The organism is Marinobacter sp. MBR-105 (assembly GCF_053628895.1).
In genome coordinates this window covers 90,807-113,096 of the sequence record NZ_JBRJHG010000011.1, presented here as the reverse complement: position 1 = coordinate 113,096, position 22,290 = coordinate 90,807, and the positions used below count along the sequence as shown (strand labels likewise).

Genomic DNA, 22,290 nt, shown 5'->3' with positions numbered 1-22,290 from the left:
ATGTCTCCCCGCATCGCATTGTTCAGTCATTATCGTCGTCACCCCCTGCAGCTGGCCGCGCTGGCCGCCATGATCCTGCTTGCCACCGCGCTCTGGACTGGAATACATCACCTCACCAGCCAGGCCAGGGCCAGCCTTGAACAGAGCGAGAGCGCTGTCGCCGAGCGCCAGCAAGTGGTGCGTGAGGACGGCCAGCCGGTCTCGGTGCAGGACTTTGTCACCCTTCGGCGCCAGGGCCTGTGCGTGATGCCTTGGCTGGAAGTGCCGGTACCGGGGCGCGGTCGGCTGGTGGGCATTGATCCGCTGGCGGCCCATTGCTTTGCCGAGCCGGAACACACGCCAGCACCCTGGCAGGGCGAACTCGATGGCAAGCCCTTCGTCGATATCAGCGAAGCCGCCGCCCAGGCCTCAGCCGAAGCATCGGCCCTGGTTCTGCTGGTGTCGCAAGCCGACGGTCAGACGCCACCACCGGCCGGCTACCGCTATCAGGCATTCGCCGTTGCGCCTGACACGGCAGAGCTGGGTGACAGTTTTCTGCTCAACCTGGATGCGCTCGGAGTGCTGGTCCTGCTGATTACCTCGTTGTTGTTGCGCAGTGTGTTCCTTCTGGGTCTGGCTCAACGCCGGGAAAGCCTGGCTTTGCTGTATCGCTATGGCGTGAACAGGAGCCAGCTCAGCCGACTGTTGCTGGTGGAAAACCTGCTGCTGGCGTTGGTGTGCATACTGCCCGGGGTTTGGTTGGGGCGGGCGCTGTCACTGGTTTTGGCAGATGGCTTTGGGCAGGCCCTGGAAGGCCTGTTCGACCGTCCGCTCTATGCCGGTGGAGGGGAGGACTGGTGGCTGCCAACCCTGACCATGGTGGCGGTGATCGTGGCCGCTTGCCTGGCGGGCGTTCGGGACTCGTCGGGGTCGCTCCTGACTCGGGTGCAACCGGCATTTTTTGCGGTGCTACTGGCCCTGGGGCTGGCAGTATCTCTGTGGGCACCAACTCTGATCTGGCTGTTCCTGGCGGTGGCACTGGTTTTTCTCGCTGCCGGTTGGCTGGCCCCGCTGGCGATTGCCGGGGTTGTCCGCTGGCTGGCCCGTAACACCGGGGATCCGCTGATTCGCTGGCGTCTACAGGAAGTCGCAGTCCTGGTGCGTCGGCTGGCGTTACCGCTAGTGGCCCTGCAGTTTGCCTTGGCACTGGTGCTGGCGGTTCATGCCCTGGTAACCACGTTCGAGGACACCTTTGACCAGTGGCTGGGGCAACGGCTGGAAGCGGATTACTACATTGAAGTACCGCAAGGGGCGGATATCACCGCTGCCGTAAGCTGGCTGGCGGCAAAGCCGGAGCTGGTGAGCCCGGAATTGTGGCATCAGGTGATTCGTGGGCGGGCCAGCGTGCAGGCAGCATCAGGCAGGGAGCCGGTGCCTATCGATGTGTTTGCGCTCGGGCCGGTCAGTCACGTGGTGCAAAACTGGCGCCTGCTGGCGCAAACAGAAACGCCCTGGCAGGCGTTGGCGCGGGGTGAGGGGCTAATGGTCAATGAGCAGTTGGCCAGAAGGCAACAGCTTGCAGTAGGCGACCGTCTCATTGTCAGGCTTGGCGCCCGTCGGTTACAGGCTCCGGTGCTGGCCGTTTATCCGGATTACGGGCGGCCCTCCGGTGAGGTGCTGGTGCCGGCGAGTCTCTTGCCCGAGGACTTTGAAGCCCGCTTTCGAAGCCTGTCGATAAGCGCGGGCATCGAAGAGATCAAAGTGGTTGAGGCGCAACTGGCCCGGCTTTGGCATACCCCTCAGCTGACCGTGAGGGATAACCAGGCCATCCGGACCCTGGCCACTGATGTTTTTGATCAGACCTTCTTGCTGACCCGGGCCATGACTACCCTCACGCTGATTCTGGCCGCCGCCGCGTTGTTGCTGATGGTGTGGGTCTTTCTCTCTACCCGCGCCTGGTATTTTCGCCTGCTGATCGTCTGGGGTATGCCCCAACGCCAGGCCGCGACTCAGCTCACCCGGGTCTCCCTGGCTCTGATTTTTGCGGTATTGGTTTGTGCACTGCCACTTGGCGTGTGGCTCACCTGGATTCTGGTCCAGCGCATCAATCCGCTGGCTTTTGGCTGGTCACTGCCGATGGCGGTGTACCCGGGGTTCTGGATCGAGCTGGCCGTGTTGGCTCTGATCATCGGCCTCAGCATTGCCTTGCTGATGCGCCTGCAGCTGCGTCGCCCGGCCTCGGCGCCGGAGTCCGCACACGGGCTGCAGGGAGGGGAACGATGAATCGTTTCGTTATCGTACTTCTGGCGCTGCTACTCACCGCCTGTGATCGAGCAGAAGAGCCGAGCGGATTCGCAGGCCTTGCCGGTGTGGCGGAATCTGAGCATGAGATTCAGTTCCTGCAGCCCGGGCCCGGAGACCGGCTGTCCTTCCCCGCCGATTTCGGCCCTCATCCCCAGCACCGCATTGAATGGTGGTATCTCACCGCGAATCTGGAAACCGAAAACGGCGGGCCGCTGGGTCTGCAATGGACGCAGTTCCGGCAGGCCTTGACCCCGAGGTCCGTTGAATCCGAACCGCCGAAGCCGGCACTTTGGCCTCTGGAGGCTGCCTGGATGGCTCACGCAGCGGTGAGCTACAGCGGTCAGCACCGCTTTGCCGAAAAGCTGGCCAGGGGTGACGTCGGGCATGCCGGGGCCACCGCCCAACCCTTTTCAGTCTGGCTGGATCACTGGCGCCTGAGGCCAGCGAGCGGACACGTTGGCTGGCGGCTGTCGGTCGCTACAGAACACTGGTCCTACGATCTGTTGTTGCAGCCGCAAGGTGATCCTGTGGCTCATGGTGACGACGGTTTCAGCGCCAAATCCGCCAGTGGCGAAGGCTCCATGTACTTCAGCCTGGTAGATCTGAAAATTGAGGGAACGGTTACCCTTGAGGGTGACACGTTGAGGGTGGCGGGCACTGGGTGGTTCGACCGGGAGTGGAGCAGCCAGTTTCTCAAAGCCGGACAGCAGGGCTGGGACTGGTTTGCCCTGCATCTGGATTCGGGGGACAAGCTGATGCTGTTCCAGTTGCGGGAAACACAACAGGCATTCCGCTCGGGTACCTGGATTCCAGCCACGGGCGAGCCGGTGGCGCTGGGGCCGGAACAGATCGGGCTGACCTCTGTGGGCCAGCCAGCCGGTTATCCGCGCCGTTGGCAGATAACCCTTCCGGCTTTCGACGTGAACCTTGAGGTCTCCGCGCCGGCAGGGGATTACCGGAATTCCGGGCTCTATCCGTATTGGGAGAGCCCGGTTTCCGTCACCGGAAGCCATTCCGGCGTGGGTTACATGGAGCTTACCGGTTACCAGGCACAATAAGGCCCGGAAACTCACTCAACGGCATTGGCACCGATACGGTGAATGCTGAGGTCGGCACCGTTGAACTCTTCTTCCTCTGTCAGTCTCAGGCCGCTAATGGTTTTGATGGCACCGTAAACGATGAGCCCGCCGGCAAAGGCCACGATCACACCGGCCACCGAGCCAATAATCTGCGACATCAGGCTGACGCCACCCAGGCCCCCGAGCGCTTCCTGGCCGAAGATACCGCAGGCAATGGCGCCCCAGACACCGCATACGCCATGCAAGGGCCAAACACCCAGAACATCATCCAGCCGCTCGATTTTCGCCTGTGCCCACTCGAACAGGTAGACAAAGATGGCGCCGGCCACGCCCCCGGTAATCAGGGCGCCAACGGGGTGCATCAGGTCTGAGCCGGCGCACACCGCCACCAGTCCGGCCAGCGGACCGTTGTGAATGAAGCCAGGGTCTTTGCGGCCGAGCAGCATGGAAACCAGAATACCCCCCACCATGGCCATCAGGCTGTTGACCGCGACCAGGCCACTGATGCCGTCCAGAGTCTGGGCCGACATGACGTTAAAGCCGAACCAGCCCACGGTCAGAATCCAGGCGCCGAGGGCGAGAAACGGAATGTTGGAAGGGGCAAAGGCCACGACCCGACCGTTGCGATAGCGACCGGTGCGGGCGCCGAGCAGCAGCACCGCAGCGAGAGCAATCCAGCCACCGACAGCATGCACCACAACGGAGCCGGCGAAATCATGGAAGGACGCACCAAACTGGTTCTCCAGCCAGGCCTGGAAACCAAAGTTCCCGTTCCAGATCAGGCCCTCAAAGAAAGGATAGACGAAGGCCACGATCAGGCCCGAGGCAATCAGCATGGGGTAGAAGCGGGCACGCTCTGCGATACCGCCGGAAACGATCGCCGGAATGGCCGCGGCGAAGGTCATCAGGAAGAAAAATTTGACCAGTTCATAGCCGTTGGCGGAGGTGAGTTCGGCGGCGCCATTGAGAAAGTGCCCGCCATAGGCGATGTAGTAGCCGATGAAAAAATAGGCGACTGCGGATATGCCGAAGTCGGTCATGATTTTAACCAGGGCATTGACCTGATTTTTATGGCGAACAGTGCCCACTTCCAGGAACGCAAAGCCGGCGTGCATGGCCAGCACCATAATGGCGCCAATCAGAATGAAGAGCGTGTTGGCGCTCTCGGTCAGGGTGTGTACGGCACTCGTGATATCCACGGGTTTTTCTCCTGAGTGTTTTGATTACGCGGCTTCTGATGAGCCGTTGTGCATTGTTGGGGTGCGACTTAAGCAAGTGCTGTTCCAAAACAATGCATATCAAGTACTGCAGGGGGGTTGGAGAACCTGAGGGCGCCGAGGGAGGTATTTATCTGCGTCAAAGTGCACCAGAGGCGTGCGCATCAAGGGCTTGTGCACCAATCTGGATAGGGCGCGAGGCAAGGTTTTACTACCAGGTAATCTCGCTGGGCGTATCCCGACCGGGCTCAATGCCAATAATGGCTTCTTGCGACTCGCTTTCGGAACGAATCAGCTCGCGAAGGCGCAGTTCCTGCTCTTCCATGGGCTCTGACAGATCGATAACGATTTCAACCCGCCGGTTCTTGGCTCGGTTTTCCGGCGAGGTGTTGGGTACCCGTGGTTCGGTGTCGGCCAGACCGGTCACCCGGATGCGGTCCGGAGTCACCTGCTCCCGAGCCAGCAGAACATTAGCCACCGCGGCGGCACGGGCTGCGGACAGGTCCCAGTTACTGTAGAAACGTTCGGTGCGGATGGGCACGTTATCGGTATGGCCTTCAATGGCGAGGTCGCCGGGCATGTCGGCCAGAACCTCCGCCATATCCAGAAGCAGGCCTTCGAATTCCCAGGTCAGTTGGGCTGAACCTGAGGCAAACGAGCCCTTCTCCTCAATGCGAATGATGATGCGGCGCTGATCTTCCGAGACGTTGATCCGGCCATCCAGAATCGCCGGTTCCAGCACTTCAAGAATCCGGGCCATGTTGGCGTCCATCTGTTCCTGGATGGATTCCTCAATGGCTTTCTCTTCGGGGCTTTTCAGAGTCTGGATTTCGGGCTGTACGTCGGTGGTGGTCTGTTTGACTTCATTGACCACCGTGGGCTCTGGCGGCGCCGGCGAAAACTTGTCGAAGATCGGGCTGGTGCCCTGAGGGATCTCAAGCGCAGGCACTTCCCGCTGCACTCCGAAGGCCTTGGAGAGTTCACCGGCGATCTGTTTGAACTTCTGGGCGTCGATTTCCGAAAACGACAGGAGCAATACGAAAAAGCACATCAGCAGCGACATCAGGTCGGCAAATGTGACAACCCACGCAGGAATCCCGGGCTTTTCCTCTTCTGGCAAATCATCCATGTTTAACCGCCTGCCGTTTCCGCATCGCCGTTTCTGGCCCGCTCTTTGGGCGAAAGATAGCTGGACAGCATCTGCTCGATAATGCGCGGGTTGGTGCCTTCCTGGATGGCGACGAGGGCGTCAATATAGAGCGATTGCATGCGGGCCTCCTCCGTCATGCGCAGGGACAGCTTGTCGGCAATGGGGGTAGCGATCATGGTGGCGATCATGGCGCCGTAGAGCGTGGTCAGCAGGGCTACGGCCATGGCCGGCCCGATGGACTTGGGATCTTCCATATTGGACAGCATCTGCACCAGGCCAATCAGCGTGCCAATCATACCCATGGCCGGAGCCACATCTGCCATGGCGGTGAACACTTTTGCGCCCGACCGGTTGTGTTCCAGTGTCATCAGGCGTTCCTTGTTGAGGAGCTGCTTGATGGTGTTGCCGTCCTGTCCGTCCACCAGCATCTGAATACCCTGGCCCAGGAATGGACTACTGACCTCCCTCCCTTCGATACCAAGAACGCCCTCTTTTCGAGCGATGCTGGCAATCTCCACCAGTTCTTCGATGCTGGCCTGAGTTTCGGGCAGTTTGAATTTGAACGCTCGGGCTGCCACCTTGAAGGCATCAAAAAACTGGGCAAGACTGAACTTGGCCAGTACTACCAGCAAGGTACCGCCAATCACAATCAGCAGGGATGGCGGATTGATGAACATGCCTGGCGATGCGCCCAGGATAATGGCCGAAGAAATCAGAAGAATGGCGCCGACGAGGCCGATAAGGGTGGCGAAATCCACAGTAACTCCAGAACTGTGCAGGTGACGATTAAGGGGGCGGGAGAATACTCCCTGGTTGATTATTAATCAATGCCCGGTTGGTCCCTCATCCTATGATGAGTGAAGCTCCTTCCATGCAGCGTAGCGGTGCAGATCGGATTCGACCAGTTTAAGGCACAAGGCAACCACACCGGCATCATCAACCAGGCCGAAGCCGAAGATCAGATCCGGAATCAGGTCCAGCGGATTCAGCACGTACAGCAACGCTCCGGCTACCGCAGCGATGGACTTCCAGGGTATGGCCCGGTAGTGGCCGTACCAGTAATCGCGAATCAGCGAGAACATCAGCTTGATATCGGTAGAGAAACGATTCAGCCTGCCGCTGTTTTTGACTTTCTCTTCAACGGCTTTTTGTCGTTCAAGCAGGGCCTCAAGGTCGCCTCTGTGAACCTTGGCACTTTGCTCTCTCAACTCGTTTGCCGCTGTTTTATCTGAGATCCATGCCATACATTGTCACCACTTTGCTCAGCGATTGCCTCAACATAACGAAATCGTGCAGGTTCGTCACCTTCCCAGGCCATTTCAATAATTCGTGAGACTTCCTGGGAGTTCAGGATCGGGCGCTTCATGGTCTTTGGTTTTGTGGTGGTCCGGAACGAAGGCCAGCCGTTTTCGAATCAGTACGTCCTGAGCTCTGAGTAATGGCTCGGTATCTGTGGCCGGTTCGGTCAATGTAAAAAGGTAGGCGACGGCTTCTGCGGTTGAGAGTTGCCCGGCCTTTGGTGCCTTTCGGATACGGTAATGTGAAGCTGGTGGCTCAGCGAAATGAAAGCAGGGCAACTGCCGGAGCTGCTGGTTCAGGTGCAGGATTTTCGCGGCTTTACGCCAGGTGCCATCCAGAACCAGCCACTGGTCGATCTGGCCTGCCGCGTTGCTCTCCACGGGCTGACTGTCAGCACATGGAAACAACAGTCCGGTGCGGGTTCCGGTTAACAGGCGCTCCAAGCCTTGTTGGGAAAAGGAGGCAGGGCTCTCGCCAACCAGTACTTCCACCCGGGTCAGGCACTGCTGAAGTACTCGCACCGTACCCTTGCTGTGACCGACTTCTGACGGGTGTTGCAAAATGATGACGCGATGGCGGTTGTCGACCTGCTCGCAAACCTCGCATACGCAGGTGTTCGGGTGCAAGCCACAGCGGGTACACAGTGCTCTGGCCACGCTTAACCTACGAAAATGCGCTTGGCCAACCCCGCGCCTTTCAGGCCGCGAACGGCCAGGGTTGTGACCAGCCCGCCGATCATTGCCCCGACTACGCCACAGGTAAGAATATCCTGCCCGGTCAGGTACAGTCCGGGGATGTCGGTTTTCGGCCTCAGCCAGCGTTGCTCGAAACGTTCTGGCGTGTGGTCCAGGCCGTACAGCTCACCCTGCTCATAGCGGCAGAACCAGGCGGTCGACAGTGGTGTGGAGGTTTCCACATAGTCTACTTTGCCTCGAAGCTGGGGCAGTTTTTCGTACATGACTTCCAGAAGCTGATCGGTGATCCGAGCCTTCAGAGCCTCATAATCCTCGCCCCGTTTGGCCCAGGTGGAGCCCTGCCACGGCTCGAACATTTCCCAGGTGGTGGGCGCCACAATCTCGATGGTGGAGGTTCCGGGCCAGCGGTTCTGGTAGTCCGGGTCTTTGGCTGCCGGGAACGAGATGTAGACTACCGGGAAAGAGGTGTTCCGGGGATCTTTCAGGAATTGCTCCACGTTGCCATCGTGGTCGGCGCTCGGATAAATCCAGAAGTTGGTGCGCGGCAAGCCGAGCTGGTCGGGCGTGCCTTTCAGGCCTATATACAGGCCGATATGGGGCATTGAGGGTTTGATGTGTTCCCGGCTGCCAGGATAGCCAATGCTGTCTGCGACAGACTCGGGTAAAAGCCGTTCGAAAGTATTGATCACACCGGCGTTGCTGATCACCAGCGGCGACCGGATATCATGGCCATCGGCCATGCGCACACCCACGGCTTTGCCCTTTTCGACCAGGACCTCTCTCACGTCGGCGTAGGTGAGCACGTCACCACCGCCGGACTGAATCACCGGGATGATGGTTTTGGCAATTTCCGAGGCACCGCCCACCGGGTAGAAACCACCGTACAGGTAATGTTTGGCAATGAGCGCGTGCACCATGAAGCTCGACTGTTTCGGGGTCACCCCGCAATCGCCCCACTGACCGGTAATGGCGCCAATCAGCTCTTCGTTGGCGGTGAGTTCCCGCAATACGTCATAGGTGGCGCGGTTGAAACAGTCCGGCAGTACCGTTTTCAACCCTCTGGAAACCAGTGGCGCAGCCAGCGCGGGCGAGAGTTTGGACAGGGTATACCATTGCATGCCATCGGCCACTTTTCCGAGCAGAGCCAGGTAACGGTCGATGGCCTCTTCTTCGTCCGGGAAGGACGCCAGTAGCGAGTGCCTCAGGCCTTCCTTGCCGGCCCTGAGGTTGACCACTTTGTCGCCCAGAAAGAACCGGTCGTAGTTCTCATCCATCGGCGCCCACTCGAGCTTGCCGTCGGTGATGTAATCGAACAGCCGGCGGCCGAGGGTGTGGCGCGCGCCCATGTCGCCGATGTAGTGCACGCCCACATCCCACTCGTAGCCATTACGGGCGTAGCTGTGGGTGTAGCCACCGGCGGTGTAATGCTGTTCCAACACCAGTACTTTGTAGCCGGCTTTGGACAGGCAGGCGGCAGTGGTCAGACCGCCGATACCGGAGCCGATCACTATCGCATCATAGGGCCCATCGAGCCGGCTCGCGCGGTAACGGGTACCGATTCGGATTGTACTGGGCTTCAAGGATTTCGAATTTGTATCTACCACCACGCTTTTCCCCACATTTCCGGATTGGCCCAGTTATCGGGATTGTTCCAGGCCCGTTTATGATTGTAAGTATCCAGATTGTAGGTATAGAGCGTGAGTGCGCCGTTCTCGCTTTCGATATCGGCGTGACGCTGAAAGCCCAGGGCGATGAAGTCGGTAAAACCCCAGTCTGTGGTTTGGGGCACCAGTACCGCAATCTGGTGGGTGCCATAGTTGCGTAACTGGCCCAGTAAAAGCGCCCCTTCTTCGTAGGGGAGGTGTTCCAGAGTGTCTGTGATGATGGCCAGGTCGGGCACGGAATCCAGTGGCAGTCGGGCGTTCGGGTCCGCGGTGTCCAGCGCCAGCAAGCGAACGGCTTTCCGTTGCCCGTGCCACACCTCGCTGACCCGGCTGGCGGTGTCGCCGCAATACAGAAGGGTGTCTGGCTGGCTGGTATCCAGAATCCGGGCCAGTACTCTCTCTGGTTGGCTAACAGGTATTGTCATGATATTGGCCAGTCTGCTGCGTCTACGGTATGCAGGCCCACTGGTTGTTGAGCCTCTCCCTGCCAACGATGTACGAAGGCTCCCTCAGGATCGTACTGTTGCGCCTGCTTGTCCAGATTGAACTGCCGAAGCCCGCGGGGATCGGCGCCGACGCCGGCCAGATACTGCCAGTTTCCGTAGTTACTGGCCACGTCGTAATCCACCAGTTGCTGTTCGAACCAGGCAGCACCGTAACGCCAGTCCAGTTCCAGTTCATTGATCAGGCAGCTGGCCACCAGTTGGCGTGCGCGATTACTGATGTAGCCGGTTTCCCGTAACTGATTCATGGCCGCGTTGACTATCGAATACTGGGTATTGCCCTCGCACCAGGCCTTGAATCGATGGCCATAGAAGGTCACCGGGCGGCGTTTACGTTGCACGCCATCGCGGCTAAACAACCGCCCCCCGTGTTTAAGGGCATACCAGAAGAAATACTCGCGCCAGAGCAGCTCAAACCAGAGCCAGTAGGTCGAATCGTTACGGGTGTGCTGACGTTCGTATTGTTCGATGGCGGCAACCACCTCCCGCACTGACAGGCAGCCGTTCGCCAGCCAGGGGGAGAACTTGGAGGATGAGCCCCAGTCGTCCAGCGCATTGCGGGTTTCCTTGTAGTTGGCAATGCGATGTTGTCCGAATACGAAGGCTTGCAGCTGTGCCAGGCCGGCTTCCTCACCGCCGGTGAATGGTGACCGATGTATCGGTTCCGGTATCGGCGGGCACTGGCCCCGGTTATCTTCGGGGAATCCCGGGGGTGGTGGCAGTGCGCTGACGGTTCGAATCCTGAGGGTGTGGTCCGGTTGCTCAGCTTTCTCCACCTGCTTGCGGAATTGCGAGAAGGTATCGGGCAGCTCTGCCAGTTCCATGGGAAGCTGGCCTTCCGCAAACATGCCCAGGGTTTCGAACTGCTGAAACGTCACTTCCGGCAGGCGGGTTTTGAGGGCCTGCCACTGCGCGGCTTCTTCGGTGCCGGGTAGGCGTGAACGGATCAAACGCTGCACGCCGTGCTCCCGGGCCAGCTCTGGCAGAACGATTTCCGGTTCGCCCCAGGAGATATGAAGTCGTTGCCCCAGGGGCCGCAGGCTCCGTTCCAGTGCCATCAGACTTTGCCACAGGAAGCGCCAACGATGATCACCCAGTGCACGGCACTGAAACCGGTCACCGGTAAACCAGCGCGGGTCTACGACAAAGACACACAACAGCATGTCTGAACGGGCCGCGGCCAGCAAGGCCGGGTTGTCGTGCAAACGAAGGTCGCGGGTAAACCAGTAAAGTGTATGCAACGTAAATGCCCCTCTGAATACGACTGACTGTACGGATTTTTACGTCTGCGTGCGGATTTGGTTTCCCTGAATAATGCACGCATTCATATGCGTGTCGGTGCGAGAACGATTCTCCGGAACGTGCCGCCCAAAACGAGCTTCTAACCCACAGAACAGGATGTCCGTGGCTTTTTGACCTGTGCAAGAGTAAACGACGATGTTCCTGACCCGAAAGAAAAAGCAAGACATGGCCGATTGCCAGGCCCGTGCCAGCCAATGCCAGGCTGTGTACAGCGCTATCCGCCACGCGGTGGCGACGATTGAATTTACCACGGACGGGTTGATCGTCGATGTAAACGACCGTTTCCTTGAGGTGGTGGGCTACCGCCGGGATGAGGTGGTGGGAAAACACCACAGCCTGTTCTGTGATCGTGAAGTGGCAAACTCGGCGGAATACCGGAAGTTCTGGGATTCGCTCCGGGCCGGCCAGGCGCAGACGGATACCTTCCTGCGCCGGCGAAAGGATGGCCGTCAACTCTGGCTGGAGGCAACCTATTTTCCGGTGCACGGGGATGATGGCCGGGTTCAGCGGGTAATGAAAATTGCCTCGGATGTCACTGAGAAACAGGAGCACTTGCGGGACCAGCAGGCGGTCTTTGAGTCCGTCGACCGCTCAATGGCGATCATCGAGTTCGAGCCGGACGGTACCATCATCACCGCCAATGCCAATTTCCTTGCCGCGACCGGTTACCGTCTGAGCCAGGTTGAGGGCAAGCACCACCGGATGTTCTGTGATCCCGGTTTTTACCGGGACAATCCCGATTTCTGGAAGGGGCTTGCCGGTGGCCAGTTCCGCAGTGGTCGTTTTCACCGCCTGTGCTCAGATGGCAGTGATCTGTGGCTGGAAGCCAGCTACAACCCGATACTGGATGAGCGTGGACGTGTCATCAAAGTGATCAAGTTTGCCAGTGACATCACCGAGCGGGTGGAAAAGGCACTACAGACCCAGGATGCGGCAGCGGTGGCGTCATCCACTGCCACCCAGACCGCCAACATCATCGGCAGGGCGGATGAGGCGCTTCGACAGTCGAAAACCACCGCCGAACGCATTGAAGCGGGCGTGGATAAAGCCCGGGCCCTGATTGCCGACCTGAATGAGCGGTCGCAATGCATCGAGAAAATGGTCGATACCATTGCCGGCGTCGCGGATCAGACCAACCTGTTGGCCTTGAATGCGGCCATTGAGGCCGCCCGGGCCGGAGAGCATGGCCGCGGCTTTGCCGTGGTGGCCGACGAAGTGCGAAAGCTGGCGGCCAGAACAGGCACCGCCACCGATGAAATTGCCGATGTGATTCATACCATTCTGGAGCTGTCTGGTGGCGTGGAAACCCAGATTGCAGAGGTTCTGGATGTGGCGGTGGAAGGTCGCCGGCAATCCGGGGATGCCGAGGCGGTGATCGCCGAAATCCGCGATGGCGCCAGAGCGGTACTGGCCGCTATTGATGACATAGGACACTAAAGCCCGGACGGCTCTGAGCCGTGCTAGAGTTGTGAACAGTATCAATGTCGGCGCTGGCCGACCGAACCGGACAACAGGAGAGTGAACGTGATCAAGTCCCGCGCAGCTGTGGCGTTTGAGGCCAACAAACCGCTGGAAATTGTGGAAGTGGATGTGGCGCCGCCCAAAGAAGGCGAAGTACTGGTGAAGATCGTGGCCACAGGCGTGTGCCATACCGATGCCTACACTCTGTCCGGCGCCGACCCCGAAGGCCTGTTTCCGACCATTCTCGGCCACGAGGGCGGCGGCATTGTTGAAGCCGTAGGGCCGGGTGTGACCGGCCTGGAAGTGGGTGACCACGTGATCCCGCTGTACACCGCAGAATGCGGTAAATGCAAGTTCTGCACCTCCGGCAAGACCAACCTGTGTGGCGCGGTGCGCGAAACCCAGGGCAAGGGTGTGATGCCAGACGGCACCTCCCGGTTCTCCTACAAGGGCCAGCCGCTGTATCACTACATGGGCTGTTCCACGTTTTCAGAGTACACCGTACTGCCGGAAATCTCCCTGGCCAAAATCCCTAAGGAAGCCCCGCTCGACAAGGTGTGCCTGCTGGGCTGTGGTGTAACCACCGGGATTGGCGCGGTGCTTAACACTGCCAAGGTTGAAGAAGGCGCCACGGTCGCCATCTTTGGCCTGGGCGGCATCGGCCTGGCGGCCATCATCGGCGCGACCATGGCCAAGGCCGGGCGCATCATTGCGATCGATATCAACCCCGGCAAGTTCGACATTGCCAAGCAGTTGGGTGCTACCGATGTGGTTAACCCCAATGACTACGACAAACCGCTCCAGGAAGTCATCATCGAGATGACCGACGGCGGTGCCGACTATACCTTCGAGTGTGTGGGCAACGTGAAGCTGATGCGTGCGGCGCTGGAAGCCTGTCACAAGGGATGGGGTGAAAGCACCATCATCGGTGTGGCCGGTGCTGGTGAAGAAATCAGTACCCGCCCGTTCCAGTTGGTAACCGGCCGGGTCTGGCGCGGTTCCGCCTTTGGTGGCGTGAAAGGCCGTACCGAGCTGCCATCCTATGTGGAAAAAGCCGAGAAAGGTGAGATCCCGCTGGATGTGTTTATCACCCACGAAATGAAGCTGGAAGACATCAACAAGGCGTTTGACCTGATGCACGAGGGCAAGAGCATCCGGTCGGTGATTCATTTTTGACCGTAATTCTCTTAAGGGGTGGCAGGCCGGCTGCTACCCCTCCTATCAGCGATCTGTGAGCTTTAATTCAATGCGCCGGTTTCTCTGCAACGCTTTCGGTGAGGTGCCATCTGCTACCGGGAAGAACTCGCCAAATCCGGCAGCCGCCATGCGACGTTCCGGCACTCCCTGGGTGGCAAGATAGCGAACCACGGCCACGGCACGGGCGGTTGAAAGCTCCCAGTTGGAGGGGAACCGTTGGGTATTGATGGGCAGCATGTCGGTGTGGCCATCAATCCTCAGGATCCAGTCCACGTCGTCCGGAATCCTGGATGAGATATCCAGGAGCAAATCCGCAAGTTTGTCCAGCTCCTGCCGGCCTTCTTCGCCCAGCTCCGCTGAGGCCGAAGCAAAAAGGAGTTCCGAGGGCAGCAGAAAGCGGTCGCCGACAATCCGGACGTTCTCATTACCTGCGAGAATATCCCGCAGCCGAGCAAAAAACTCAGACTGATACTGCTGCAATTGGTTGACCCTTTCCGCCAGCAGGGTGTTCAGCCGCCGGCTGACTTGTTCCAGTTCCTGTTCCTTTTCATCGGTCATCTGCTGCTGTAGCTCAAGGGCGGAGGCAATCTGACGGAGCTGCTCCCGCAGTGAAACAATCTGGTTGGACAGCTGCAGGATCATTGCCTGCTGACTGGCTGATATCTGGTCCTTTTCCCCCACGGCTTCTTCCATGCGGGCAAGTTGCTCGGCCTGGGCTTCGACGCTTGCTGTTTGGCGCATCAATTGTTCGCGGTTGGATTCAAGCTGTTCAATCAATTGATCATTCCGTTTCAGGCTGGTGCTGTAATCATCCTGAAGACGAACTATCTGGTTTTCCAGGGCCTCGGTTTTACTTTGTTCCAGCCCCAGCAACTCCGATAGTTCGTTAAGCTGGGCGCTAAGGCGCGCCAACTGGTTATCACGGTCAGATAATGTTTGGGACAGGTAAAGCTGACTGACCACGTACACCAGCAACATGAAAATCACCAGCATCAACAGGGCGGACAGTGCATCTACATACCCGGGCCAGACGTTGGTGGTGCTCCGGCTGCGGCGCCTGGATCCGATCATGACAGGTCTTTCTCGGCATCGACACGGTCAACCAGGTTGGTGACCCCGGTCAGCCATTCCTCCAGGCCGTCGTAGAAGCGGTTCTGGGCATGCCCCGCCTGGATATCAAGGAATCCCAGAATCAGTGAACCCCCGAGCCCCAGCAAAGATGAACTGAATGCGGTTCCCATACCCTCGAGTGGCGCAAGGAGCCCTTGCTGTAGTTCCGCAAAGACCTTACCAAAATCCTCCTGTCCCATGTCCAGGCCGGTGATTACCTGGCCTACGGAATTGATGGTACCGAGCAAGCCCCAGAAAGTGCCCAGAAGGCCGAGGAATACAAGCAGGCTAATGAAATACCGGGTAATTTCCCTTTGCTCGTCCATTCGGGTGTGAATGCCGTCCAGCACGGTGCGCAGGGACAGTGTAGAAAGCGTGAAGCGGTCCCGTTTGGCGTCTTCGCCCAACTGTCTGGCCAGTGGTTTGAGCAGGCGGGGTTCCCGTACCACGGAAAGGCCGGCATGGCCAGTGCGGAATTGGGCAATCCATTTTAGCTCGGGGAACAGGACAAATACCTGCCGGTAGGTGAGTGCAATGCCGACGATGAGAACCCCGACAATCAGGAGATTAAACACCCAGTTGGCCATGAACGCCGACATCAAGGGCTTGTGGATCAGGGCGCCGACGATGACGACAACGCCCAGGAACAGTGTCATCCAGAAGAGGGTATGCTTGGGATTGCTCATAGCGATGGCCAGCTTTTGAGAGAGTTCTCAAAGCGTTAGCACAGATATGAGAAGCTGTTGGCGACGGTAACTGAACTTTAATCGAAGCCCTTGGTGGCTGGTCAGTTGGTCGGTTTGGGCAGGGGAGCCTTCAAAGAGTGGGAGTGAGGTCAGATGATAATTCATCTGACCTCAGATTCATGGTCCGGTCTCTGCCTGATCAGCCTTGCTGAAGGGCCTGCAGCACAGCCTTGGCAGCGCCTTCGGAAGACGCCGGGTTCTGGCCGGTAATCAGCTTGCCGTCCACCACAATGTGCGGTGCCCAGTCATCGCCCCGGCTGTAACGGGCGTTGTTCTGCTTGAGCATGTCTTCCAGCAGGAAGGGCACAATATTGGTGAGCTGCACAGCGTCTTCTTCGGTATTGCTGAAACCGGTGACTTCACGGCCGCCCACGATGTTCTGGTCCGGTTTTATGAACACATTCTTGAACACGGCAGGAGCATGGCATACGGCGCCGATCACCTTGTCTTGCTCGTAAGCGGTTTTGATCAGGGCTATCGACTTGTCGTCCTCGGCCAGATCCCACAGCGGGCCATGGCCACCGGGGTAGAAGATGGCGTCGTACTGATTCATGTCCACGTCGGCCAGTTTTCTGGTGCTGGCCAGCATTTCCCGGGCATGGGTGTCTTCACTGAACCGCCGGGTGGACTCGGTCAGTGCATCTTCAGCCTCGCTGTTCGGGTCAACCGGTGGCTGGCCGCCTTTAGGGGATGCGAGGGTGATGTCGGCGCCTGCGTCTTTGAATACGTAGAACGGCGCAGTGAATTCTTCCAGCCAGAAACCGGTTTTGTGGCCGGTGTCGCCCATCTGGTCGTGGGAGGTTAGTACCATCAGAATCTTCATGCCAGTCGACCCTCCTGTCGGGAGTCCGGGTGTATTTCGTTCGTCTCACTACATCAAATTGTGATGATCGCTCGGTTTTCAACCGTCAGTACGTTAGCACTGGCATATTGGATGCTCATTAACGGCTATACTGCGAGGGTAGTTATCGCACATGTAACGTCATGGACCAGGACGGATTTATATGAGGTGGATTGCCTTGAAAGGCGTGCTTGCCGGCATTCTGATGCTGCTTTGGGCGCCTGGTGTTCTTTCACAACAGGGCACTGAAACAGTAGAGCCACTGACGGTGACCGTTGGCGTTGACCACTCGCCGCCCTACCGTATTCTCGAGCCGTCGCAAAAATCCGGTCTTTATCTTGAGCTATTCGAGGAAATTGCCGACCGGCTAGGCTGGCGTGTGCAGTACCGGGAGGCGCCATTCCGGCGCATCCTGCTGCTGATGCGCAGGGGTGAGGTGGATGTCATGCTGGGGCCGCTGCGTACCGAAGAACGGGAAGAATTCATGACCTTCGTGGCTCCGGCTTTTCCGCCGGAGCGGCGTCTGTTTTTCTACGTGAGCGAGAGTAACCGTATTGAGCGATACAGCGATCTGCCGGGAAAAGTCATCGGTATTCTGGAGGGCGCCCGTTACTTTACCCGGTTTGACAACGATCAGGCTCTGCATAAAGAGTCTGCGGCCCACTACGAAAACCTGATGATGATGCTTCAAAGAGGGCGGGTTGATGTCGTGGTGGCCCCCGAGCTGGTTGGTTTGTATACGCTGAGAGCCCAGGGGATAGACGCGAACATTTCACCGTTATTCGTGCCGGGTGACCGCTCCTGGATTGCGGTTTCGAACCAGTCTCCTGCCCGCCGGTATGCAGAAGATATAAGGGCAGCCCTGAAATTGATTGAACGCGAGGGGATTCGAGAAGACCTGGTGCTTAAGTACCAGGAACAAAAAGCCTATTGATCGATTTCCATGTTCTATACCGATACGCGCCTGCTAAAAGGAACTTAGGGTGCTTACCTTTGTCTGTGATCGTTTGACAAGTTTTGGCAAAGGGACTGGTATGAAGACGATTCGATTGTGGGATCTCCCCACCCGGCTGTTCCACTGGTTACTGGTAATTGCTGTGGTTGGCGCAGTGGCGACGGTCAAACTGGGCGCTGGCTGGATGGCCTGGCATGAGCGTTTTGGACTGGCGGTTGTAGGCTTGCTGGCGTTCCGGGTGGTCTGGGGGCTGGTGGGCTCCACATACGCGCGCTTTAGTCAGTTTATATCGGGGCCAGGGGCGATGATCCGTTATCTTAGGGGTCAGTGGCAGGGCGCAGGCCACAATCCCCTTGGTGCCTGGTCGGTGCTGTTGTTACTGGGACTGTTCGGTTTTCAGGCGGTTACCGGTTTATTTGCCAATGATGAAATTGCCTTTAACGGCCCACTCTATCGGCTGGTGTCGTCGGGCTGGAGCGATACCCTGAGCAGCTGGCACCGTCTCATGGAATGGGGGCTGTACGCCGTGGTTGCCCTTCATGTCCTGGCGGTGCTGTTTTACACCCACGTGCGTAAGGATAATCTGATAAAGCCGATGGTGACTGGCCGAAAGCAGGTTAAGAGCTCAGAGCTGAAAGACGCCAGCGGCGGTGGCTGGCTGGCAATGATCATTGCACTGGCGATTGCCGTTGCTGTGGTCTGGGCGGCGAGTGGCGGACTGATTCCGCCACCGCCGCCACCGCCCCAGAATCTGGGTTGGTAAGCCCCTTGGCCTACTTGGCGCGGAAGTTGTCGTGGCAAGCCTTGCAGGTTTCACCGACTTTGGCGAACTGGCGTGCAATCGCGGCCTGGTCGCCGGCTGAAGCCAGTTCCTGCAGTGCGTTGGCTTCACGGACGAAGCTGACCGCAATTTCCTGAACCTTCATCGGCTCCTCAAAGAAGTTGGGCTTGAGGCGGGTGTTCTCGGCCCGGTCATTGGCGCTGTCACGGCTGTAAAGCACGCTCATGCCGGAGTTGGCCACGGCTGCAATGGCTTTGGCGGCTGCGGCAACCTGGTTCTGGTCAAACGCTACGGAGCCATCCACGGTCTGGGCCTTGATTTTGCCCATGTTCCAGGACGCAAACTGGTAGGCGGCCTGGCGGGTTTCGATCTGGTCTTCCACGCTCATCTGGGCCACGGTCGGGGTTGAGATCGCGGCCGCAAGCACCGCAACGGAAACAAAACGTTTATTCATTCCAGGTCCCTCTCTTGGTGTGATTGGTGATAATGCAAAAATGCTCTATAAAGGCGTGGTTATAAGCATGCTACCTGTATAGACTCATTCCTGACAGCTATAAGAAACGAAAGTTCAATCTGAGGAGTTGCACGATGTCGATCTGGACGGTTACCCCTAATCTTGAGCAAATGACAGAGGCCAGCAAAAACACCGCGGTCAGTCATATGGGCATTGAATACCTCGAAATCGGTGACGATTATGTGAAAGGCCGGATGCCGGTGGATGAGCGCACCGTCCAGCCATTCGGGATCCTGCATGGTGGTTCCTCCGTTGTGTTGGCGGAAACGCTGGGCAGCATGGCTGCCAACTGTTGCCTGAAAGATAAAAATACGGTCGCTGTGGGGCTGGATATTAATGCCAATCATATTCGGCCTGTTACCGGGGGATGGGTCTATGGCACGGCGAAGGCCATACACATCGGCAGTGCAACGCAAGTATGGGAAATCCGCCTGGAAAACGATCAAGGCAAGGTGACCTGCATTTCCAGGTTGACCATGGCGGTAACCCGCCGCTCGTAAGAAAACAGGGAGCGATGGCTCCCTGATTCCGACCTTGCGCGTCGATTTGCGAAATAAGCTCGCCATCCTTGATTAATATCAAAAGAAAATCGTTTGCCGGGACTGTCGCCCTGCTATACTTAAAATAGTTGAGGATGTTAACTAAATGCCATGAGGTTATTCCTCACGGGAAGGTTTCACTGTGCTGAAAATTCGTTGTAACAGGGTGTCTTCGAAAGCGCACAAGTCCTGGTATGCGTTGCTCTTTTTGCTATGCGCATCCTTTGGTCTGCGAGCTGCCCCTTTGTCTGAGTGCTCAACGCTGAGAGTGAGTGGTAATCCGGAGTATCCGCCTCTCCTATGGCCGAGCGTGGCGTCGCCGGATCTTTTAGATGGCGCGGTTCCTCAGTTCCTGCGGGAATTGGCTGAGCCCCTGGGTATCAAGGTCAGTGTCCGCAACATTGGGTCCTGGGCGCGGGTGCAGCGGTTGGCAGAGTTGGGGGAGATCGATCTGGTGGCCGGGGCCTTTATCACGGCAGAAAGATTGGGCTACCTGGATTATATTCTGCCGCCCATGATGCACCTCGATACCAATGTCTGGGTGCCGCGGCGAAGGATGTTTGAGTATCGGCACTGGCCGGACCTGGAGGGGAAACAAGGCAGCACCCTGATCGACAACAGTTTCGGTGAGCGGTTCGACAGCTTTGCCGCCGATCACCTGGATATCCTCGGCGTCCGCTCCATTCACCAGTCCTACCTGATGGCCGATATCGGTCGTATCGATTATGTACTGTACGAGTTGTTGCAGGGGCGGGCGAAGCTGGCCCGGTATGGCATGTCGAATGACTTTGTGGCGCTGGAGCCCCCTGTGAGTAGAGAAGGCCTGTTCTTCGCGTTTCCGAAACTTTCCCGCTGCAATAGCAAAGCCTTGCGAGAGGCTTTTGCAGCCAGGTTGCTGGAGTTGACGGAGCAGGGCAGGCTGGAAGAGTTGATTGAAGAGTATCTCATCCGGTATACCGAGGAGGGCCGTTAGCGAGGCCTTCTTGGGTTTAGGTGGCCAGTGTCACTCTGCTTCTTCCTTTGGCCTTGGACTGGTACATGGCCTCGTCTGCGCGACACATCAGATCTTCCAGTCTGCGGTCGCCGTTTCCCAGGCTACTGATTCCGATACTTGCCGACGGCGAGATTCTGCTTTTCTCGTACGACACCACCAGATTACAAAGCAAGGCCAGCAAGCGGCTCGCCAACACGTGTGCCATCGTCATGTCGGTGTCCGGTAGCAGAATGGCGAATTCCTCTCCGCCCATTCTGGCCACAATATCGCAATCCCGAATCCGGGCTTTCAGTAGCCCGCTGACCTGCTTCAACACTTCATCGCCCGCCTGGTGACCGTAGGTATCGTTGATGATCTTGAAGTGATCCAGATCCATCATGACCAGAGTCAGTGGTGTCTGATGCCTGGCAGACTGGTTCAGCAGTTGCTCTCCGAACTCGAAGAACGCGCGTCGGTTATGCAGCCCGGTAAGTTCATCCTCCAGCGCTGCTGCCCTGGCTTTTTCGTGGGCTGCCCGCAGCTCCAGCTCCATCTGTTTACGTTCGGTAATATCAGTGGCAATCTCCAACCTTACCAGGCGGCCATCGGTCCAGCGGATCGCCTGGTCACGGCACTGGTACCATCGTTGGTCCAGTTGATTCTGGAACTCCCAGACATGGGGTTTGTTGGGCTCGCCCTGATCATTGATCAGCAGGTGATTGGTGCAGAAGCTGCATGGGCCGTCACCGTTCTGAAGCACCTGCCAGCATTTTCGGTTGCCAACGTCACCCCAGATCTGCCGGCCGTAAGCGTTCATGTACAGCAGATCGTGTGTTGTAAAATCGGAGACGTACACCAGGGCATCCAGATTATCGAGTACGGCCTGAAGACCTTCCGGGGGTGTTTCCTCGGTGGCTGGCGGTGTCTGATCCCGGTGAACGGGCAGATTCAGTGACGGAATGCCGGATTTCATGGGGTGTGCGCTGTCTGTTTTTTATTCAGTTTAATTTCCAGTATGGCTTTTGTCATACGACGCTGTCTGCAAAAGCGTGTAAGGTTTGCGGACATTACCTACGTTGGCCGGACAGCCGGGCCAACGAAATTCTGGCTTCATGAGGGTTTGGAAAGGGATGAAGGTGTCCGGGGAAAACTGCCCCTGCGGTAGCGGGAAAGCCTACCTGCTGTGTTGTCAGCCCTGCCATGCAGGCGCGCCTGCCACCACACCGGAGGCGTTGATGCGTTCCCGGTTCAGTGCCTTTGTGGTGAAGGATGCCGATTATCTGCTCGAGACCTGGCATCCGGAGACCCGGCCGGCGGAACTGGACCTTTCCGGCTCACCGGAATGGGTTTCGCTGCAGATACTCTCCTCCAGTGCCGGTGTCGACACGGGCCGGGTTCACTTCCGGGCGGTCTATCGTGCCGGTGGTGGTTGGGGTTATCTGGAAGAGCGATCAGACTTCAGCAAAGAGAATGGCCGCTGGTTCTACCGGGAGGGCGAAACCCGCGAGGGAATGCTGAAGCCCGGTCGAAACGACCCCTGCCCCTGTGGCAGTGGTCGCAAGTTCAAGGCCTGTTGTCTTTAAACGTTCTATTCGAATTTCGGCAGATCCGGCTGAGCGACCTCTTTACCCGCTTCCAGCCAGGCGTCAAAGCCGCCTTCAATGGATTGTACGTTCATATAGCCCATCTCTTTCAGCGCTTTGGCGCTGAGTGCTGCACGGCCGGAGGTTTTGCAGTAGAGCACAATTTTCATCTGCCGGTTCTCCAGCGCGGGGTCGTTGGTGAACTTGAATTCGAGCATGCCCCGGGAAATATTCACGGCGCCCGGAATATGGCTGGAGCGGTATTCATCGGCGTCCCGCACATCCAGCAGCAAATCGGCATTTTTAATGGCCGCCTCGGCGTTGGCCAGCGGCACCTCCTGAATCTCTTTTTTGGCTTCGGCAACAAGGTCGTGGGCAGTCTTCATGGCAGTTCCCTT

General features: G+C 58.1%; 23 protein-coding genes and 1 pseudogene. 10 read left to right on the top strand and 14 right to left on the bottom strand.

The features are described from left to right. Nucleotides 1–2,262: an FtsX-like permease family protein gene (locus ACSSVV_RS13830; protein WP_454106413.1), complete on the top strand. Its 2,262-nt coding sequence runs from the start codon at nucleotides 1–3 to the stop codon at nucleotides 2,260–2,262. Continuing rightward, nucleotides 2,259–3,341, top strand: coding sequence for a lipocalin-like domain-containing protein (locus ACSSVV_RS13825; RefSeq protein ID WP_022993372.1), 1,083 nt, complete (start codon nucleotides 2,259–2,261; stop codon nucleotides 3,339–3,341). Before ACSSVV_RS13830 ends, ACSSVV_RS13825 begins: the two co-directional genes overlap by 4 nt. An 11-nt stretch (nucleotides 3,342–3,352) precedes the next feature. On the opposite strand, the gene ACSSVV_RS13820 is transcribed toward ACSSVV_RS13825, so the two are convergent. From ACSSVV_RS13820 to ACSSVV_RS13785, 8 genes are all read right to left on the bottom strand, one after another. Beyond that, nucleotides 3,353–4,561, bottom strand: a complete 1,209-nt coding sequence (locus ACSSVV_RS13820; RefSeq protein ID WP_011783865.1) for an ammonium transporter — start codon at nucleotides 4,559–4,561, stop codon at nucleotides 3,353–3,355. A gap of 229 nt (nucleotides 4,562–4,790) precedes the next feature. Then, nucleotides 4,791–5,708, bottom strand: coding sequence for a flagellar motor protein MotB (locus tag ACSSVV_RS13815; protein ID WP_023007771.1), 918 nt, complete (start codon nucleotides 5,706–5,708; stop codon nucleotides 4,791–4,793). 2 nt (nucleotides 5,709–5,710) lie between these two features. Next, a complete protein-coding gene (gene pomA / locus ACSSVV_RS13810) occupies nucleotides 5,711–6,487 on the bottom strand; it encodes a flagellar motor protein PomA (RefSeq protein WP_014420230.1) in 777 nt (258 codons plus the stop codon). A 90-nt stretch (nucleotides 6,488–6,577) separates the two neighbouring features. Continuing rightward, nucleotides 6,578–6,973 carry a YkvA family protein gene (locus tag ACSSVV_RS13805; protein ID WP_141066799.1) on the bottom strand — a complete coding sequence of 132 codons (396 nt, stop codon included), beginning with the start codon at nucleotides 6,971–6,973 and terminating at the stop codon, nucleotides 6,578–6,580. A 75-nt stretch (nucleotides 6,974–7,048) separates the two neighbouring features. Then, nucleotides 7,049–7,684, bottom strand: a complete 636-nt coding sequence (locus ACSSVV_RS13800) for a tRNA-uridine aminocarboxypropyltransferase (RefSeq protein ID WP_141066800.1) — start codon at nucleotides 7,682–7,684, stop codon at nucleotides 7,049–7,051. A 2-nt stretch (nucleotides 7,685–7,686) separates the two neighbouring features. After that, the gene (locus ACSSVV_RS13795) at nucleotides 7,687–9,330 is read right to left on the bottom strand and encodes a phytoene desaturase family protein (protein WP_454106412.1); all 1,644 of its coding nucleotides are present in this window, start codon (nucleotides 9,328–9,330) and stop codon (nucleotides 7,687–7,689) included. Then, nucleotides 9,321–9,812: a DUF6231 family protein gene (locus tag ACSSVV_RS13790; RefSeq protein WP_121208163.1), complete on the bottom strand. Its 492-nt coding sequence runs from the start codon at nucleotides 9,810–9,812 to the stop codon at nucleotides 9,321–9,323. Before ACSSVV_RS13790 ends, ACSSVV_RS13795 begins: the two co-directional genes overlap by 10 nt. Continuing rightward, nucleotides 9,809–11,131 carry a DASH family cryptochrome gene (locus ACSSVV_RS13785; protein ID WP_454106411.1) on the bottom strand — a complete coding sequence of 441 codons (1,323 nt, stop codon included), beginning with the start codon at nucleotides 11,129–11,131 and terminating at the stop codon, nucleotides 9,809–9,811. The genes ACSSVV_RS13790 and ACSSVV_RS13785 overlap by 4 nt, the downstream gene beginning before the upstream one ends. A 196-nt stretch (nucleotides 11,132–11,327) precedes the next feature. Between ACSSVV_RS13785 and ACSSVV_RS13780 the strand changes: the two are divergent. The 3 genes and pseudogenes from ACSSVV_RS13780 to ACSSVV_RS13770 form a co-directional block, all read left to right on the top strand. Continuing rightward, nucleotides 11,328–12,089, top strand: a pseudogene (locus tag ACSSVV_RS13780) (PAS domain-containing protein); the annotation flags it as partial. Next, a complete protein-coding gene (locus ACSSVV_RS13775; RefSeq protein ID WP_374730300.1) occupies nucleotides 12,063–12,629 on the top strand; it encodes a methyl-accepting chemotaxis protein in 567 nt (188 codons plus the stop codon). The pseudogene ACSSVV_RS13780 and the gene ACSSVV_RS13775, both read left to right, overlap by 27 nt. Nucleotides 12,630–12,716: 87 nt before the next feature. Then, nucleotides 12,717–13,829, top strand: coding sequence for an S-(hydroxymethyl)glutathione dehydrogenase/class III alcohol dehydrogenase (locus ACSSVV_RS13770; RefSeq protein WP_041654464.1), 1,113 nt, complete (start codon nucleotides 12,717–12,719; stop codon nucleotides 13,827–13,829). 45 nt (nucleotides 13,830–13,874) lie between these two features. On the opposite strand, the gene ACSSVV_RS13765 is transcribed toward ACSSVV_RS13770, so the two are convergent. The 3 genes from ACSSVV_RS13765 to ACSSVV_RS13755 all read right to left on the bottom strand — a co-directional run bounded on the left by ACSSVV_RS13765 (nucleotide 13,875) and on the right by ACSSVV_RS13755 (nucleotide 16,529). Continuing rightward, nucleotides 13,875–14,921 (bottom strand): peptidoglycan -binding protein, encoded by a 1,047-nt coding sequence (locus tag ACSSVV_RS13765; protein WP_023010710.1) that lies wholly within the window; start codon nucleotides 14,919–14,921, stop codon nucleotides 13,875–13,877. Next, nucleotides 14,918–15,646, bottom strand: a complete 729-nt coding sequence (locus ACSSVV_RS13760) for a MotA/TolQ/ExbB proton channel family protein (protein WP_023010711.1) — start codon at nucleotides 15,644–15,646, stop codon at nucleotides 14,918–14,920. Before ACSSVV_RS13760 ends, ACSSVV_RS13765 begins: the two co-directional genes overlap by 4 nt. A 199-nt stretch (nucleotides 15,647–15,845) precedes the next feature. After that, complete coding sequence (locus ACSSVV_RS13755; RefSeq protein ID WP_011783877.1) at nucleotides 15,846–16,529, bottom strand: type 1 glutamine amidotransferase domain-containing protein; 684 nt, start codon at nucleotides 16,527–16,529, stop codon at nucleotides 15,846–15,848. A 181-nt stretch (nucleotides 16,530–16,710) separates the two neighbouring features. On the opposite strand from ACSSVV_RS13755, the gene ACSSVV_RS13750 reads away from it, so the two are divergent. Next, nucleotides 16,711–17,481, top strand: a complete 771-nt coding sequence (locus ACSSVV_RS13750; protein WP_022993362.1) for a substrate-binding periplasmic protein — start codon at nucleotides 16,711–16,713, stop codon at nucleotides 17,479–17,481. Nucleotides 17,482–17,581: 100 nt separating this feature from the next. Beyond that, nucleotides 17,582–18,265, top strand: a complete 684-nt coding sequence (locus ACSSVV_RS13745; RefSeq protein ID WP_022993361.1) for a cytochrome b/b6 domain-containing protein — start codon at nucleotides 17,582–17,584, stop codon at nucleotides 18,263–18,265. A 10-nt stretch (nucleotides 18,266–18,275) separates the two neighbouring features. On the opposite strand, the gene ACSSVV_RS13740 is transcribed toward ACSSVV_RS13745, so the two are convergent. Beyond that, entirely contained in the window at nucleotides 18,276–18,737 is a 462-nt protein-coding gene (locus ACSSVV_RS13740; RefSeq protein WP_022993360.1) for a c-type cytochrome, read from the bottom strand. A gap of 134 nt (nucleotides 18,738–18,871) precedes the next feature. Between ACSSVV_RS13740 and ACSSVV_RS13735 the strand changes: the two genes are divergently transcribed. Next, nucleotides 18,872–19,297 (top strand): hotdog fold thioesterase, encoded by a 426-nt coding sequence (locus ACSSVV_RS13735; RefSeq protein ID WP_014420257.1) that lies wholly within the window; start codon nucleotides 18,872–18,874, stop codon nucleotides 19,295–19,297. A 283-nt stretch (nucleotides 19,298–19,580) separates the two neighbouring features. After that, a complete protein-coding gene (locus tag ACSSVV_RS13730; RefSeq protein WP_223268748.1) occupies nucleotides 19,581–20,309 on the top strand; it encodes a substrate-binding periplasmic protein in 729 nt (242 codons plus the stop codon). Between the two features lie 16 nt (nucleotides 20,310–20,325). Here ACSSVV_RS13730 and ACSSVV_RS13725 read toward each other — a convergent pair whose 3' ends face one another. After that, nucleotides 20,326–21,282 (bottom strand): GGDEF domain-containing protein, encoded by a 957-nt coding sequence (locus ACSSVV_RS13725; protein ID WP_022993358.1) that lies wholly within the window; start codon nucleotides 21,280–21,282, stop codon nucleotides 20,326–20,328. Nucleotides 21,283–21,421: 139 nt separating this feature from the next. On the opposite strand from ACSSVV_RS13725, the gene ACSSVV_RS13720 reads away from it, so the two are divergent. After that, nucleotides 21,422–21,892: a YchJ family protein gene (locus ACSSVV_RS13720; RefSeq protein WP_223268749.1), complete on the top strand. Its 471-nt coding sequence runs from the start codon at nucleotides 21,422–21,424 to the stop codon at nucleotides 21,890–21,892. A gap of 5 nt (nucleotides 21,893–21,897) precedes the next feature. Here ACSSVV_RS13720 and ACSSVV_RS13715 read toward each other — a convergent pair whose 3' ends face one another. Continuing rightward, nucleotides 21,898–22,278 (bottom strand): rhodanese-like domain-containing protein, encoded by a 381-nt coding sequence (locus ACSSVV_RS13715; RefSeq protein WP_014420261.1) that lies wholly within the window; start codon nucleotides 22,276–22,278, stop codon nucleotides 21,898–21,900. Nucleotides 22,279–22,290: the final 12 nt, after the last annotated feature.